General features: G+C 60.3%; 12 protein-coding genes. 10 read left to right on the forward strand and 2 right to left on the reverse strand.

Translation table 11 applies throughout. The features are described 5' to 3' along the window. Window positions 1-7: 7 nt before the first annotated feature. Window positions 8-985 carry a chromate resistance protein ChrB domain-containing protein gene (locus ACFOFO_RS02085; protein ID WP_390322923.1) on the reverse strand — a complete coding sequence of 326 codons (978 nt, stop codon included), beginning with the start codon at window positions 983-985 and terminating at the stop codon, window positions 8-10. 399 nt (window positions 986-1,384) lie between these two features. Here ACFOFO_RS02085 and ACFOFO_RS02090 point away from each other — a divergent pair, with 399 nt between their 5' ends. From ACFOFO_RS02090 to ACFOFO_RS02100, 3 genes are all read left to right on the forward strand, one after another. Next, a complete protein-coding gene (locus tag ACFOFO_RS02090) occupies window positions 1,385-2,011 on the forward strand; it encodes a LamG domain-containing protein (RefSeq protein ID WP_390330705.1) in 627 nt (208 codons plus the stop codon). A gap of 29 nt (window positions 2,012-2,040) precedes the next feature. Beyond that, the gene (locus tag ACFOFO_RS02095) at window positions 2,041-3,219 is read left to right on the forward strand and encodes an MFS transporter (RefSeq protein WP_390327949.1); all 1,179 of its coding nucleotides are present in this window, start codon (window positions 2,041-2,043) and stop codon (window positions 3,217-3,219) included. A 623-nt stretch (window positions 3,220-3,842) separates the two neighbouring features. Further along, complete coding sequence (locus ACFOFO_RS02100; RefSeq protein ID WP_390327946.1) at window positions 3,843-6,050, forward strand: YgiQ family radical SAM protein; 2,208 nt, start codon at window positions 3,843-3,845, stop codon at window positions 6,048-6,050. A 373-nt stretch (window positions 6,051-6,423) separates the two neighbouring features. Here ACFOFO_RS02100 and ACFOFO_RS02105 read toward each other — a convergent pair whose 3' ends face one another. Further along, window positions 6,424-7,158 carry an rRNA pseudouridine synthase gene (locus ACFOFO_RS02105; protein WP_390322919.1) on the reverse strand — a complete coding sequence of 245 codons (735 nt, stop codon included), beginning with the start codon at window positions 7,156-7,158 and terminating at the stop codon, window positions 6,424-6,426. A 195-nt stretch (window positions 7,159-7,353) separates the two neighbouring features. Between ACFOFO_RS02105 and ACFOFO_RS02110 the strand changes: the two genes are divergently transcribed. From ACFOFO_RS02110 to ACFOFO_RS02140, 7 genes are all read left to right on the forward strand, one after another. Beyond that, a complete protein-coding gene (locus tag ACFOFO_RS02110; RefSeq protein WP_390322918.1) occupies window positions 7,354-8,379 on the forward strand; it encodes a M14 family zinc carboxypeptidase in 1,026 nt (341 codons plus the stop codon). Next, window positions 8,376-9,188 (forward strand): alpha/beta fold hydrolase, encoded by an 813-nt coding sequence (locus ACFOFO_RS02115; RefSeq protein ID WP_390322917.1) that lies wholly within the window; start codon window positions 8,376-8,378, stop codon window positions 9,186-9,188. The genes ACFOFO_RS02110 and ACFOFO_RS02115 overlap by 4 nt, the downstream gene beginning before the upstream one ends. A gap of 209 nt (window positions 9,189-9,397) precedes the next feature. Beyond that, window positions 9,398-10,588, forward strand: a complete 1,191-nt coding sequence (locus ACFOFO_RS02120; protein WP_390322916.1) for an efflux RND transporter periplasmic adaptor subunit — start codon at window positions 9,398-9,400, stop codon at window positions 10,586-10,588. Window positions 10,589-10,591: 3 nt separating this feature from the next. Beyond that, window positions 10,592-13,813, forward strand: a complete 3,222-nt coding sequence (locus ACFOFO_RS02125; RefSeq protein WP_390330706.1) for an efflux RND transporter permease subunit — start codon at window positions 10,592-10,594, stop codon at window positions 13,811-13,813. A gap of 322 nt (window positions 13,814-14,135) precedes the next feature. After that, window positions 14,136-14,732 (forward strand): cation diffusion facilitator family transporter, encoded by a 597-nt coding sequence (locus tag ACFOFO_RS02130; RefSeq protein WP_390322915.1) that lies wholly within the window; start codon window positions 14,136-14,138, stop codon window positions 14,730-14,732. Between the two features lie 309 nt (window positions 14,733-15,041). Beyond that, window positions 15,042-15,911, forward strand: a complete 870-nt coding sequence (gene trhO / locus ACFOFO_RS02135; RefSeq protein WP_390322914.1) for an oxygen-dependent tRNA uridine(34) hydroxylase TrhO — start codon at window positions 15,042-15,044, stop codon at window positions 15,909-15,911. Next, a complete protein-coding gene (locus ACFOFO_RS02140) occupies window positions 15,895-16,839 on the forward strand; it encodes a pseudouridine synthase (RefSeq protein ID WP_390327944.1) in 945 nt (314 codons plus the stop codon). The genes trhO and ACFOFO_RS02140 overlap by 17 nt, the downstream gene beginning before the upstream one ends. Window positions 16,840-16,846: the final 7 nt, after the last annotated feature.

The raw sequence follows: 16,846 nt of genomic DNA on the forward strand, positions 1-16,846 counted from the left end.
GTTCTCCCTAGCGTTTTGTTTGCGAGGTTTGCGGATCATTGGAAAAATGCGCGTACAGCGAATCGAGTACGACGCTGATCTCCGCTAACAGTTGGTCGTCGTCGACCGTGCGTTGACGCGCACCGGCCAGCATCGCTTCGAAGCCATTGGCTTCCGGCACGAAACCATTGCCTACGTCGAGCACATGCACCATCGCACCAAGTCGAAACAAGCCGCGATCTGCTTCCAGTCCAAAACTGGCGAGCAATACCTCGAAGCTCACGCGGTCCCCAATATGGGTGAATGCCGCGCCGTCGAAATCGAAACCTAACGCGTCAGCCGGGCAATGCTCAGGAGAGTCCAGCCAAAGGAAGCGCGCTTCTCGATCGATAAAGCGCCGAATCAGCCATGCGCTGGCCACCCGATCTACCCAGAGACGGCAACGAGTCGCCCAGGTGCGTCCTTGGTAATCGCTTATGTTCCGGCGCGCAATCGGGGCACTCACCGCGTGCGGCTCGTCAGGAGACAAGATGCTGTCCGCTGCATTCACAAAATCGATCCAGACTACTTCTGCCTGCGTACTAGTGTCGGCAGGAAAATAATCAATTGCGCGAACTGTTTCGTAGTCACGGCGCAGCTTACGCATCAATTTTGTAATTTCCTGTGGCGTCAATCCCGTCAAGGTCTTGCGGGCCTGTGAGATGGCCTGAAGCAGTTCGGCATAGTCACCGTTGCGGTCGAACAGAGATCGATAGGCTTCGTTCTCCTCTTCGGACTGGCCATGGACAGTCAGCAGCCAGGCGCTTCCCCCTTCGCGCATCGTTTCGGCAGATAAATCGCTAAACGCCTGCTGTAGGTGCGTGCGGTGAGGAAGCAGGTAAGCGCCGTCACGTAACGAAGCACAACCGAGCGATTTCAGTGCGCGCCAGATGCGCATGCGCGCTGTAGCGCCATTTGTTGGCAAACTGATAACCAACAGCAGCCATTGCGTTGTTTTGTGATCCATGAATCGAATTCTATATTACTGTCCTTGTATTTACAAATTTTGTAGACTAATTTATTAAACAGTCATAACTGATAGCTGCATCGATGATGGAGGTGGCTATGGGTGCATCAAAGGACAATGAAAAGCCACCGAACACCCGCAAAGTAGGCATCGGAAAAATAACTGCATCAGTGCTGGCTGCGGCAAGGATAGTCGGGACCGGGGTTTTTAGCGCCTTGGGGCAGCGTTGCGGGAATTGCGTATTTGTTTGAAGGGATTATTGGGTTGGGCAAGGGCAAGGGCAAGGCCGTGGAACTGGCAGGGGCCGTCAAAACAGCATTGGCTGTGCAAGCCGGCGTGCGTCGATAAGCGGGCACGGCAGGCTTGGACGGGCATGCAATCACATTTCAGGAAAATCGAATGAAGCCTACTTTAGTTGCCGCCAGTCTTTTTGCCGTCGCAACGTGCGCATTGTCGGAAACAGTCAATTTTGACACCGACGCAGTCGGCCATGCACCGTCTGGCTGGACGTGCGGCACAACCGGGAAAGGCCTGTTTCGCTGGACGGTTGAAACCGACGCATCCGCACCAAGTCGCCCCAACGTGTTGAAACAATCAGGCATTGCGACATTCCCCTGGTGCGTAAAAAACGACATTGCAATCGCGGATGGCATGGTCGAAGTCAAGTTCAAGCCAATCTCCGGCAAGGAAGACCAGGCAGGCGGGGTGGTCTGGCGCTGGAAGGATGGGAACAATTATTATGTTGCGCGGGCCAACGCGCTGGAAGGCAATGTGTCGCTGTATCACACGACCAATGGCTCCCGCCAGACGATCGAGTACAAGGATGCGCCGGTGGCGCCTGCTGTTTGGCACACGTTGCGGGTTGAGTTCAAAGGGAGTGCGATTCAGGTTTCCCTCGATGGAAAAACGTATATCAACGTCAACGATAGCCATATTGCCGGCGCCGGCAAGGCTGGCGTGTGGACCAAAGCGGATAGCGTGACGCTGTTCGATGACTTCACTTACGCTACTGCTTCGGGTAAGTGAATTCGCTAGTTCTTTCCCGTCTGTTATGGGTGCGAGGCTTGCGGGCATTCGCCGACGGCTACGTCAGCTTGCTGCTGCCGCTTTATCTGCTCGCATTGGGAATGCGGCCGTTTCAGGTTGGGATGATCGCCACCGGCACGTTGTTCGGCTCCGGCGTATTGTCGCTTTTGGTCGGACTCTACGCTTACCGTTTTACCTCCCGCATGTTGTTGCTGATGGCAGCGCTGCTCATGGCGGGAACCGGTTTTGGTTTTGCGGCTGTCACCCATTTCTGGCCTTTGCTGGTGATCGCCATCGTTGGAACATTGAATCCTTCCAGCGGCGACGTCAGTGTCTTCTTGCCGCTTGAACATGCGGTGCTCTCTGGTGCAGTCGAGGAGCGCCAGCGCACCACCCTGTTCGCTCGCTATAGCCTGATTGGCGCGCTGGCGGGCGCATCAGGCGCGCTCTTCGCCGGCGCTCCCGACGTGATGGTTGCGACATCAAGGTTTGGCATGAAAACAGTGCTGCAATCGATGTTTATCCTGTATGGCTTATTGGGATTAGTATCGGCGCTGATTTATTCCACGCTGCCCCGAGAGATCGGCATAGGCGATCGGAAAGCGCCGGCTGCGCCGTTACAGAAATCGAAACGCATCGTCTATATCCTTGCAGCTTTATTTAGCCTGGATGCGTTCGGAGGTGGCTTTGTTGTGCAGTCTATGGTCGCGTTGTGGCTTTTCGAGAAATTTCAGCTTTCCACCACGGTCGCAGGAGTGATCTTTTTCTGGAGCGGGGTATTGACGGCCTTCTCATATCTGGCGGCCAATCGTATTGCCGATCGATTCGGGCTCGTGAATACGATGGTGTTTACGCACTTACCCTCCAGCCTGTTCCTGATTCTCATTCCTTTGATGCCGACGTTGAGCCTGACAATCATCATGCTGCTTGCGCGCAGCGCGTTGTCGCAAATGGACGTCCCGACCCGTAGCTCCTATGTCATGGCAATCGTGCAGCCCGGAGAGCGCGCCGCCGCGGCAAGCATCACGTCGGTTCCACGGAGCCTGGCGTCAGCGGCGAGCCCGCTGCTTGCCGGTTATTTACTGGGGGTGTCAACCTTTGGTTGGCCATTGGCGATCGCAGGCGTTCTAAAAATTATCTACGATTTGCTATTGCTTGGCATGTTTCGGGATATACGGCCACCGGAAGAAAGCGACCAAAAGCACTAATCGATGCTGCTGATCGGGCACAAGCGAGGACCGCTGCCGCGCGATGATATGGCACGCGGCGTTTGCCTGTTTTCATTGGACTTATCTTGCCTTCTGCTTCGAAGGGGACGGTGCCGATTCGACCAGCACCAAGTTGCAGTTTTCCGAGAAAAATATACTGCTGCCAGTATTTTTAAAGGCCGAATGAATTCTGGCCCGCTACCATTGTTTTGCACTGATACTCCCCTCGCATTTACTGCCACCCGGATGGCTACGGCACCGTTGGCCGGAACGCGCGTAACAAATAGCGCCCACGCCGAACCAATACCGACCGCAATGGTCTGCCCCTGCCCTCACACCCAGCAGCGCCAAGTTGCCGGCCGCCAATACCGATTGGCCGACAAAATCGCACAAACCACCCGGAATTAGTCCAAAACTGCCCGCAAACATCGCACTCGATCCCGCAACACGGTATACTGTCGGCCTTCCCTGCTCGCTACGCCCCGCGCCCGCCTTCTGACGGAGCAGCACTGGCGTTTTTTCATTCACGCCGGTAACCAAAGTCCATGACCTCATCGCCCAAAAACCTGTTTTCCTATCCCCGCCATCGGGCCGCAGCGGTCAAGCCGGCGCCTTTCCTGCCGATGTCGCGCGCCGAAATGGATGCGCTCGGCTGGGATAGCTGCGATGTGATCCTGATCACGGGCGATGCGTATATCGACCATCCGAGCTTCGGCATGGCACTGGTCGGCCGGCTGCTGGAGGCGCAAGGCTATCGCGTCGGCATCATCAGCCAGCCGGACTGGCTGTCAGTCGATGCATTCCGCGCGCTCGGCCGGCCCAACCTGTATTTCGGCGTGACCGCCGGCAACATGGATTCGATGGTCAATCGCTATACCTCCGAGCGCAAGATCCGCTCCGACGATGCGTACACGCCGAACGGCGAGCCGAACAAGCGTCCCGACCGCGCCGTGGTGGTGTATGCACAGCGTGCCCGTGAAGCGTATGCGGATACCAACGTCGTGATCGGGAGTATTGAGGCAAGCCTGCGCCGTATCGCGCATTACGATTACTGGTCGGACAAGGTGCGGCGCTCGGTGCTGCCCGATTCGAAGGCCGACATCCTGATCTTCGGCAATGCCGAACGGGCGCTGGTCGAGCTGACGCATCGCGTCGCCGCCGGCGAGCCGATCAAGTCCATCCGCGATCTGCGCGGCACCGCCTTCATGGTGCCGTCCGGCTGGAAACCGGGCCCCGACTGGGCCGAAGCCAACTCGACCCGGGTCGACACCCCCGGCCGCGTCGAGGCGCATCCCGATCCGTATGAAATGAAGGACAAGGCAGCGGCCAGTTGCGCCACCAGCGATGGTGCCAACGGCGGCGGCGCCGAACCGGTGGCCAAACCGGTGCTGATCCTGTCGCGCGAAGAGCGCCAGGCCGCGTTGCGCGAGATCCGCGACAAGACCGTGGTGCGGCTGCCGTCGTATGAAATGGTCAGCACCGACCCGGTGCTGTACGCTCATGCGTCGCGCGTGCTGCATCTGGAAGCCAATCCCGGTAATGCGCGCGCGCTGGTGCAGGCGCACGGCGAACGCGACGTCTGGCTCAATCCGCCGCCGCTGCCGCTGGCGATGGACGAGATGGACGGCGTGTACGACATGAATTACGCGCGCGCGCCGCACCCGATCTATGGCAAGGCCAAGATCCCGGCCTGGGACATGATCCGCTTCTCGGTCAACATCATGCGCGGCTGCTTCGGCGGCTGCACCTTCTGCTCGATCACCGAGCATGAGGGCCGCATCATCCAGAGCCGTTCCGAGCCGTCGATCCTGCGCGAGATCGAACTGATCCGCGACAAGACCAAGGGCTTCACCGGCACCATTTCCGACCTCGGCGGCCCGACCGCCAACATGTACCGGCTGGCCTGCAAGGACAAGAAGATCGAGGAATCCTGCCGCCGCCTGTCCTGCGTGTACCCGACCATCTGCTCCAATCTCGGCACCGACCACAGCAAGCTGATCCAGCTGTATCGCAAGGCGCGCGCGATCCCCGGCGTCAAGAAGATCCTGGTCAGCTCCGGCCTGCGCTATGACCTGGCGGTGCGTTCGCCCGAATACGTGAAGGAGCTGGTCACGCACCACGTCGGCGGCCTGCTGAAGATCGCGCCCGAGCATTCCGAAACCGGACCGCTGTCGAAAATGATGAAGCCCGGCATGGGCGCGTATGAAGAATTCAAGAAATTGTTCGACAAGTTCTCGAAGGAAGCCGGCAAGGAGCAATACCTGATCCCGTACTTCATCGCGGCCCATCCCGGCACCACCGACGAAGACATGCTGAACCTGGCGCTGTGGCTGAAGAAACACGATTTCCGCCTGGATCAGGTGCAGAACTTCATGCCGACCCCGATGGCGCTGGCGACCACGATGTATCACACCCGCAAGAACCCGCTGCGCAAGGTCACCGCAGATTCGGAAGCGGTCGAGACGGTGCGCAGCGGCAAGATCCGCCGCCTGCACAAGGCCTTCCTGCGTTATCACGACCCGGCCAACTGGGACATCCTGCGCGAAGGCTTGCACCGGATGGGGCGCGCCGACCTGATCGGCAACGGCGAGCAGCATCTGGTGCCGCGCGCCACGCCGGGAGTGCTTGGCAATGGCGCAGGCAAGGCCGGCTTCGATCGCCAGAAAGAAACACCGACGGTCAACCAGTTGGCGAAGAAATTCGGCCAGAACAAGCCGCGCGCCGGTGCGGCGGTGCAGCGCACGCCGGTTTCACGTGCGGCGCCTGTGCGTGGCCCGGCCGCGCCGGCGCGCAAGGGTGGGGCGACGGTCGCACGCAGCGGGCGGAAATAGGCGAGACGCAATACTGATCAGCGCGAATCAGTACTGGTCGGGTGTTCGTCCGACCTTGCCGCCACCGAAGCCTAACAACATTCAGCCCATCCATCCTTAGATACGTCGTCCCAGCGCACGCTGGGACCCAGCGTCGTTTGCCGCACATGGCGACGAAGATTCGCAGTAATACATCCGACACGATCTAAAGGATTAAAGGACACGCTCGGTGCGTATAGCGTCCCCCAGCGACGAACGCCTCTGGGTCCCAGCGTTCGCTGGGACGACAGGCTACCTATTTTTGACTGAAGTCCCGATCCCCACGCCGGCAGTCGGATCGCCTCTAGTTAGCCATCAGCACACACGCTGATGCAATAGCGGCACAACGCCCACATCAAAACCGCTCATACCCCAGCAAATACCGCCACTGCCCCACCGCCAAACTGGCCATCGGCACGCGGCCGATGCGGATGCGTTTCATCGCTTGCACGGTCAAGCCGACCTTCTCGCACATATGCGGAATCAGCCCGCGCGGCGGCGTCTTCAGTGCGAAGCGCAAGCGGGTTTCGTTTTGCCAGCTGACCTTGATTGGGGGCAGCGGCTTGCCATTGAAACTCAGCCCGTGATTCAACAACGCCAAGCCGTCGGGCACCAGGTCGCCGCTCACTTCGACGATGAATTCGTGCTCGACGCGGGCCGCATCATCGATCAGCTTGCGCGCGATCTGCCAGTCCTGGGTCAATACCAACAGGCCGCTGGCACGCGCTTCCAGCACATCGGTCAGCTGCAGCCCGGTCACATGACGCTTCAAGAAACGCAGGCCGGAACGGTCGTCGGCGGCCAGGCTGTCCGGTTGAATCAACTGCAGCGCCGCGCTGATGCCATCGGCGTCCGGCAACACCGATAGATCGGCCGGTTTGTGCAGCAAGATGGTGACCGGCGCGATCGGATCGGGGCTGGCACCGGGCAGCAGGTCGACCCGTTGACCGGGCTGCAGCCGGTAGCCGGGCTCTTCGATCACGCTGCCGTCGACCTGCACCCAGCCGCCTTCGATGTAGTTCTCGGCTTCACGGCGCGAGCAGGCGATTTGTTCGGCGAGGTGTTTGGCAAGGCGTACGGAGTCTGTCATGGTGGCGGGGTGGGTTGGAGTGGACTGGATCGAAGGCGGATATTGTAACCGGCGGGTGCTCGCGGCCGTCTCCTATTGCGAGACCCGGGGGCCGAATTTATTGCAATGTCATATTTGGATGACTACCGCGTGCTATGGTTTCCAATTGAATTGGCACATTCGCTGCCGGTTCATTCCTGCTCAATCCATGACGCGATGACCGCACCTAGGCTGCCCGAACTGCTGGAACTGGAACGCCTGATCGAGGAAGGCGCGGCCGATCTGGACGTGCGTATCGCGTGCGAAGTGAACAGCCGCGGCGAGCGATTGCCGGTGTATGCACTGGCGCTCGGCAATCCGAGCGCGCAGGTGCCGGCGGTTGGCTTTTTCGGCGGCGTGCACGGGCTGGAACGCATCGGTACCCAGGTGCTGCTGGTGTATCTGCGCAGCCTGCTGGCGCGGCTGCGCTGGGATCATGTGTTGCACCAGCAACTGGCGACGGTGCGGCTGGTATTCATGCCGCTGGTCAATCCGGGCGGCATGTCGCAATCGACGCGCTGCAATCCGCAGGGCGTCGACCTGATGCGCAATGCGCCGATCGACGCCCTCGACCAGGTGCCGTTCCTGCTCGGCGGCCAGCGCCACAGCCCGCGGCTGCCATGGTATCGCGGCGTGGCCGGAGCGCCGATGGAGGCGGAGAACCAGGCAGTCTGCCGCATCGTCGAGGACGAATTGCTGACGCGCCGCTTCAGCCTGGCGCTCGATTGCCACTCCGGGTTCGGGCTGCGCGACCGGATCTGGTTTCCGCATGCGCACACCACGACGCCGATCCGGCATCTGGCCGATATCAACGCGCTGGAAGACTTGTTCAGCCAGACCTACCCGAATCACAATTACCTGTTCGAGCCCCAGAGCCGGCAGTATCTGACCCACGGCGACCTGTGGGATTACCTGTATCTGAAGGCCACCGAAGACGGTCAGCGCGTGTTCTTGCCGTTCACGCTGGAGATGGGCTCGTGGCTGTGGGTCAAGAAGAATCCGCGCCAGTTGTTGACGCGCCAGGGCCTGTTCAATCCGAAACCGGTGCATCGCCTGCAACGGGTGCTGCGCAGCCATCTGGTATGGCTCGATTTTCTGGCACGCGCCGCCTGCGGCCATGAACGGTGGCTGCCGTCCGGCGCGGCCCGCACCCATCATCAGCAACAGGCGTTCGCGCGCTGGTATCCGGACGCGCTGTTATGACGAGCTGGGTCCTGCTGCGCGGCCTGATGCGGGAAACCCGCCACTGGGGCGAATTTCCAACGTTCTTGCGCGACATGTGCGGCGACGACGCGATCGGGCTGGTGACGCTCGATCTGCCCGGCAACGGCGGCCGGCATCAATTACGCAGCCCGCTGCGGATCGCACAAATGACCGACGATTGCCGTGCTCAATTACGGCAGCGCGGCATCGCCCCGCCCTACCGGCTGCTAGGGCTGTCGCTCGGCGCGATGGTGGCGGTCGACTGGTGCACGCGCTTTCCGGGTGAATTGCAAGCCTGCGTGTTGATCAATACCAGCCTGCGCCCGTTCAGTCCGTTTTACCACCGACTGCGGCCGAGCAATTACTGGACGCTGTGCGCACTAGCGCTGCGCCGTGACGCCGCCCTCCAAGAGCGACGCATCCTGCACCTGACCAGTCGCGATGGCGACGCAGACTCCAGCAGGCACAGACGCATCCTCATAGAATGGATAGGCTATCGGCAGCAATACCCCGTCACGCGCCGCAACGCGCTGCGGCAACTGCTGGCCGCTGCGTGTTTTTCCGCGCCACGCCACAAGCCGGACGTGCCACTGCTGATCCTCGCCAGCTTTGGTGACCGGCTGGTCGATCCGCGCTGTTCGCAGCGACTGGCGGCATGCTGGCACACCACGCTGATCATGCATCCCGACGCCGGTCATGACCTGCCGCTGGACGCCGGCCGGTGGGTCGCGGCACAAATCGACGGCTGGCTGGCGGGCCAGGTTTGGGACCAGACCGCGGCACCATCCGTATCGGTCAGAACGCCATGACTATTGGGGTCGGACGTCCATGACAATTTCAATTCGCCAAGCAGGTCAAGGGCGCTAGCAGATTGCGGTTGACCGCATCAATTATCCTGCCTTGCCACTCGGAAAATGGTCGTTGACACTGGATCGCGGGCTCATGGATACTTTGCGCCTTGCGGTCGCATGTCCCCTATCTCCACCGCCCAAAATAACATCGCTATCGGGAGCTCACAATGCTGCGCCAAACCCTACTTGCTGTCGCCGTTATGTTATCGCTTGCCGCCTGTAGCAAGGGCCTCAAGAGTGCAGACGGCGTCGACAAAAATGCGCGCGCCAGCGCATCTGCCAAGCTGCTGATTGCGGCGGAAGACCTGCTGACCGTGCGCACCAACGCGCTCGGTTCCGGCCCCGTGATCACCGGTTCGGTACAGCCCGAGCGGCGCGCCGACCTGCGCGCCGAAGTGTCATCGGTGGTGCTGCAGGTGTTGAAGGAAAACGGCGAGAGCGTCCAGAAAGGCGATGTGCTGGTGCGTCTGGACGATACCTCGATTCGCGACAGCCTGGCCTCGGCCCAGGAGGGCGTACGGGCATCGGCGCAAGCGCTGGATCAGGCCGAACGGCAGCTGCAACGGCTCAAGACCCTGCGCAACTCCGGCATGGCGTCGATCCAGCAGCTCGACGATGCAGAAACCCGCCGCAACAATGCACAGAGCGACCTGTCGGCAGCCAAGACGCGCGCGGTGCAGGCCCGTCAGCAATTGCAACGCACCGAAGTGCGCGCGCCATTTGCCGGCGTGGTCAGCGAACGCAAGGTGTCAGCCGGCGATACCGCGCAGATCGGCAAGGAACTGGTGAAGGTCATCGACCCGACCAGCATGCGCTTTGAGGGGCTGGTATCGGCTGACAAGATCAGTAGCGTCAAGATCGGTCAAGCGGTCAACTTCCGCGTCAACGGCTACGCTCAGCAGGAATTTTCCGGCAAGGTCAAACGGGTCGATCCGGCCGCCAATGCCACCACCCGCCAGGTTGAAGTGCTGGTCGGCTTTGCCGACGGCAATCAGCCCGGCGTGTCCGGTTTGTACGCCGAAGGTCGGATCGAGGCCGGCAGCACGCCGACCCTAATGATTCCGGACGCGGCCCTGGTACGCAACGGCGACAAGACCTTCGCGTGGCGCGTCGCTGGCGGCACCGTCCAAAAAATCAGCCTCGTCCTCGGCGAACGTGACCAGCGACGCGGTGATTACGTGGTCCGCAGCGGCTTGGCCGAAGGCGACCAGGTGCTCCGCAACCCGGGCTCCAGCCTGAAAGACGGCCAGAAGGTCGAGGCTGCGAATGGCGCCGCTCCTGCGCCGGCAGCGGCGCCGGCCGCAGCGACCGTGACTGCCGCTGCGTCCGGCACTGCCACCGCCACCGCGGAGAAATAGACCATGTTCCTGTCTGACTTCAGTATCAAGCGTCCGATCGCGACGATCGTCGTCATCATCGCGCTGATGTGCCTGGGTTTATTGGCGCTCAAGAAATTGCGCGTCAACCAGATTCCCGACGTGCAGCAGCCGGTGCTGGTGGTCAGCGTGCCCTATCCGGGCGCATCGCCCGAGACGGTGGAACGCGAGGTCATCAACCGCATCGAAAAATCGCTGCAGAGCATTTCCGGCGTCTACCAGGTCCGCTCCACCGCCAGCGAGAGCAACGCCAGCATTGTTCTGATTTTTAATTTCAACAAGAACATGATCGAAGCGTCGGACGAGGTGCGCAATGCGATCGCGTCGGTGCGTTACAAGCTGCCCACCGAGATGCGCGAACCCATTCTCGAGCGTGTCGATCCGTCGGAACAGCCGATCATGCAGCTGGCGCTGTCGTCCAAGACGCTGAGTCATGCCGAAATCTCGCGGCTGGCGGAAGACGAGCTGTCAGATAAATTCCGCGGCATCGACGGCGTCGCCACGGTCAGCGTCGGCGGCTCGCTGAAGCGCGAGCTGAGCGTGCTGTTGCGTGCCGAGAAGCTGCGTGAATACAACGTATCGATCACCGATGTGGTCAATGCGCTGCGCAACCAGAACACCACGGCCCCGGTCGGCAAAATCCGCGGTGCGCTCGATGAACAAAGCATCCGGCTGGTCGGTCGCATCGAATCGCCTGCCGAGTTTGAAAAAATCGTGATCAAGCGCCGTGGCGATGAAGTGGTGCGGCTGTCCCAGGTCGCCACCACTGCCGACGGTTTCGCCGAACTAAATAGCGTCAGCCTGCGCAACGGCCGCCCGAACGTCGGGATCTCGATCACCCGTGGCCGCACTGCCAGTACCGTCACGGTCGCCAACAAGGTGCGCGACATGGTTGCCGAGGTCAACAAGACCATGCCCAGCGGCACCAAGCTGGAAGTGACCCAGGACGGCGGCAAGGATGCGCAGAGCAACCTGAACAACGTGATCGAATCGCTGCTGTTCGGTGCAGTGCTGACCATCCTGGTGGTGTATATATTCCTCAATTCCTGGCGCTCGACCTTGATTACCGCGCTCAGCCTGCCGACTTCGGTCATCGCCGCCTTCATTGCGGTCTGGCTATCCGGCTTCACGCTGAACTTCATGATCCTGCTCGCGCTGTCACTGGCGATCGGCGTGCTGATCGACGATGCGATCGTGGTGCGTGAAAATATCGTCCGTCACATGCAACTGGGCTCCGATCGCCGCACGGCAGCCATCGAGGGCACGCGCGAAATTGGCTTGGCGGTTGCCGCCACCACCTTCTCGATCATCGCGGTGTTCATCCCGGTGGCGTTCATGCCCGGCATCTCGGGCGAATGGTTCCGTCCGTTCGCGTTGACCGTCGCCAGTTCGGTACTGGTCAGCCTGTTCATTTCGTTCACCCTCGATCCGATGCTGTCGGCTTATTGGGGCGACCCGGTGGGTCATCACCTGGAACCGAAACGCGGCCTCAGTCTGTTGCTGTCGAGATTCAACCATTGGTTCGACCATCAGGCCGACCGCTACGGACGCGTGATTGCGTGGGCCTTGCATCATCGCAAGTGGATGGCCATCATCGCGGTACTCAGCCTGGTTGGTGCACTGTTATTGCATGTCAAGTTTGGCGGTTCGAGCTTCATGCCGGCGGCCGATAATGGCACCCTCGCGATCGACGTCCGCACGCCATCCAGCGCCAGCCTCGAATACTCGCGACTGAAAGTGGAAAAGGCCGCGGAACTGGCACGCACGCTGCCGGAGACTGTCGCCACCAATAGCCGTGTCAATGCCGGCGGCGGCCGCGTGTATGTCGATATCGGCAAAAGCACCGATCGCAAACGCTCCGCCATCGAGGTCGCAATCGCTCTGCGCAAGTTGATGGAGCGTATTGTCGGCGCCGAATATGTGGTGCTGGACGACTTGAACAACGGTGCCCGCAAGCCGGTGCAGATCCAGTTCTCCGCCCCGGATTCGCGCAAGCTGATGGAGATCGCCACCGCCTTCATGGAACAACTCAAGCAAGTCGACGGCGCAGCCGACGTTGGCCTGTCCGAGCAGGAGCCGAAGGACGAGTTGAAGATCGAACTCAATCGCGGACTTGCCAATGCACTCGGGATTTCGGCCGGCGATGCGGCGCAGGCTCTGCGGGTCGCATTTGCCGGCGTCGAAGTGGGCGACTGGGTCGACCCGACCGGCGAATCACGCGACGTCGCCGTGCGCCTGCATCCGGATGACCGCGTCAGCGCCGAGAATATCGAGCATCTGCCGATTGCGGTGACAGGCAGCAATATGATGGTGCCGCTGGATCAGATCGCGACCGTCACGATGGGCAAGGGGCCGGCGCAAATCCAGCACATGGACGGCAAGCGCATGATCGCGGTGTCGGCCAATGCGCAAGGACGTGCGTCGGGCGAAGTGACCACCGATGCGATGAAGATCGCCAAGGCGATCGACTTCCCGCCGGGCTATGGCATTGCGCTGGGCGGTGCGGCGCGCGACCAGAAGGAACTGTTCACCGAGATGCTGATCGCGCTGGTGATGGGCATCGGTCTGATGTACCTGATCTTGGTGATGCAATTTGGTTCGTTCACCGCGCCGGTGGCGGTGATGCTGTCGCTGCCGCTGAGCCTGATCGGTGTCGTGATCAGCCTGTTGCTGACCAAGGGCACGCTCAACCTGATGAGCTTCATCGGCGTCATCATGCTGATGGGACTGGTCGCAAAAAACGCGATCCTGTTGCTCGATTGCGCCCGCAAGCATGAGGCCGAGGGCCATGGGCGCGAAGAGTCGCTGATGTATGCCGGCCGCATGCGTCTGCGTCCGATCCTGATGACCACCTTCGCGTTGATCGCCGGCATGATGCCGGTCGCGATCGGCATGGGCGAAGGCGGCGAATTCTACCGCCCGCTGGCAGTCGCGATCATCGGCGGCACCATCACCTCGACCTTGCTGACCTTGCTGGTGGTACCGACCTTCTACGACAGCATCGAGATCGCCCACGATCGCATGCTTGCCAAGTTCCATCGGCGCGACGCGCGCTGGAATTCGATGGTCGCGTTCGCGCTGACGTTGATCGAAGCGTTGCTGACACTGACGCTGGTCAGATTCGTGTATCGCCACCTGAAGAAACTGGTGATGCTGGTTGTGGGCCGTGGTTCAAGAGCAGCGCGCCCGGCGGTCGAATCGCAATAATCGCTTGATAATAAAAAAAAGGACCGCTCCAAACCTAGCCTATCGCTTAATCTGTTGATAAATGCAGTTTGATTTGCCAAAATACCCTTGCGAGTGAGCAACTTACAGGGGCATTTTCATGTCAGCTCTTCCCACCGAAGATGAAAGCGGTAAGGTTTTACCGGATAAGTCTCCGCCATTGGCAGGGGCAACCCCTGCAATGCGATTAGGATTAGCCTCACACCTAGTAGAGTTCGATGAGCTGCTTGGAATTGATTAAGTCCTTAGACGGGGTATCGAAATGGGTAGTTGCTGCGAGGATAAAAGCTGCGAAGTCACGGCGATGCGGGAAAGTCATGGGCGCGTGCTATGGATTGTGCTCGCCATCAATGCGCTAATGTTCGTGGTAGAGGGTTGGGCTGGCCTTGTAGCGCATTCGACCGCATTGATGGCCGACGCGCTGGATATGCTTGGCGACGCATTGGTCTACGGGTTCAGCCTCTTTGTCTTGGCGCGCTCGACACGGTGGCAGGCCGGCGCTGCCTTGGCAAAAGGCGGATTTATGCTTGTGTTCGGCCTTGGCGTGCTAGGCGAAGCAACCTACAAGGCCTTTAACCCGATTTTGCCCAGCGTACAAATGATGGGAGTCGTCGGAGGAGCGGCTCTCGCAGCAAATCTGGTGTGTTTCTTCCTGCTGTATCGGCATCGCAGTGACAACCTCAACATGACCTCGACTTGGCTTTGTTCTAGGAACGACCTTATTGCCAATCTTGGCGTATTGCTTGCCGCAGGCGGCGGCTATGCCTTTCACTCGCGCTGGCCAGATACCCTAATCGGCGCGATTATCGCAGCTCTCTTTCTCAGCTCCGCGCTTAGCGTACTCCGGGAATCGGTCAAACAGCTACGGAGCCCTACCATTACCGCGTTAAAACGGATTTAGTTTAGTTTTTTAGTTTAAGAGGGCTTTATCGAACCTTGCCGTTAACTTCCTTTGCCCCAAAAACAAAGCCCCTTGGAAATCCAAGGGGCTCAAAAATCAAACTTCAGCGGAAAAAGCCGTCACCAGGTTAAGCGATAGGCTTGGCTCCAAGCGGTCTTTTTTCGTCGTCAATGTTGCCTCGTTTCAAAACCAGCCATCGTCTCCCAGCGCGCGCCATCAGACATCGGCGGGCGGTCCCCTGCCAATCTGGCAATATTGCCGGACCGACATTGCATCCGTCGGTTGAATTCTGCGACAATTCGGCTGACCATGACACCGATTACCCGCCGACCAGAACCAACCGCCCAGCTCGACCCTGGCGCACTATTCCATATCGCCTTCTACAAGTTTGTCGAGCTGAACGATCCCGACGCGGTGGTCGCACGTCTACGCGAGCTGACCCGGCATCTGCTGGGCAGCATCCTGGTGGCGACCGAGGGTATCAATGGCGTGCTGGCCGGCACTGCGGCCGCGCTGGATGCGTTTCAGCAGGCACTACTGATTGATCCCTGCTTCGACCATCGTTTTGCCGGTATCGTGTTCAAGCGCAGCGCCTGCATCACCAAGCCGTTTGGCCGGATCAAGGTCCACAAGAAAAACGAAATCGTCGCGCTCGGCGTCAATGGCGTCAGCCCGGTTAACACCAGCAACCATACCGGCACCAATGTCAGCCCGCAGGAGTGGCGCAGGCTGATCGCCGAGGACGATGTGGTCGTACTCGATAACCGCAACAGCTTTGAGTACCGTCTCGGCAAATTCAAGTCGGCGATTGATCCGCAAGTGGCTAATTTCCGCGACTTCCCGCAGTACATCGCCGACCATGCCCCTGCCTGGCAAGCCGCCGGCAAGCGCGTGGCAATGTATTGCACCGGCGGCATCCGTTGCGAGAAGACCAGCGCCTGCCTGCACGACCTGGGCATCGAGGTGTACCAGCTCGACGGCGGCATCCTCAACTATTTCCAGTCGATACCAGATGCGGAACGGGACTGGGAAGGCGAATGTTTTGTGTTCGACAACCGCATCGCGCTCGACACTCGACTGCAAGAGACCGACACCACACCGGAACAGGTGTACGAAGACGAACCGGATGGCGAGTGGCGCCTGCAACGGGCTCGGCGGCTGGATGCGGCGGCGGATTAAAGTGTCCTTTAAGACGTCCATTAGGCCGTTCGTACCACCCAGCAGGAACGGGGTCGGCTGCAGTTGCATCGCGCTGACCAAAGGACCGTGGCTGCGCGTGCTCGACTTTCTGGCAGATCGCTTCCCCGCGGTGCCGCGCGCAGAATGGCTGCGGCGCATGATGGACGGCGAGGTGCTGGACGCGGATGGCGCACCGGTGCCACCGGATCGGCCCTATCGGCCGCACGCCAAGCTGTACTACTACCGCAGCCTGCCACCTGAAACCCGCATCCCGTTTGATGAAACAGTGCTGTTCCAGGACGACTATCTGGTGGTGGCCGACAAACCGCATTTCCTGCCGGTCACGCCGTCGGGTCGCTATCTGCAGGAAACCCTGCTGATCCGTCTGAAGCGCAAGCTTGGCATCGATACGCTGACGCCGATGCATCGCATCGACCGTGAAACTGCCGGCCTGGTGCTGTTCACGGTGCAGCCGCACACGCGCGACGCTTATCAGTCGCTGTTTCGTGACAAGGCGGTGCGCAAGACCTATGAAGCGATCGCGCCCTCGCGCCGGGATTTGGGGCTGCCGGTCCGGTATGCCAGCCGCCTGATCGAGAGTCCGTCGTTCATGCAAATGTGCGAGACGGACGGCTTGCCGAATGCCGAGACCAGGATAGAACTGCTGGAAGTCAAAGGCGCCTTGGCGCGCTACCGCCTGCTCCCTGTCACTGGCCAGAAGCATCAGCTGCGTGCCCACATGAACGCGCTCGGCATCGCTATCCTGAACGACCAGATTTATCCGCACTTGCTGCCCGCGGCAAGCGGCGACGGCGGCGACCCCGATTATGGCAAGCCGCTGCAATTGCTCGCCAAATCGGTCACATTCACGGATCCGATTTCAGGTCAATTGCGGCAGTTCGAGAGCGCGCGACAGCTCGATTTCTAGCCGCTCT

It is taken from the genome of Pseudundibacterium arcticum, from assembly GCF_042646465.1.
Classification (GTDB): domain Bacteria; phylum Pseudomonadota; class Gammaproteobacteria; order Burkholderiales; family Burkholderiaceae_D; genus Undibacterium_A; species Undibacterium_A arcticum.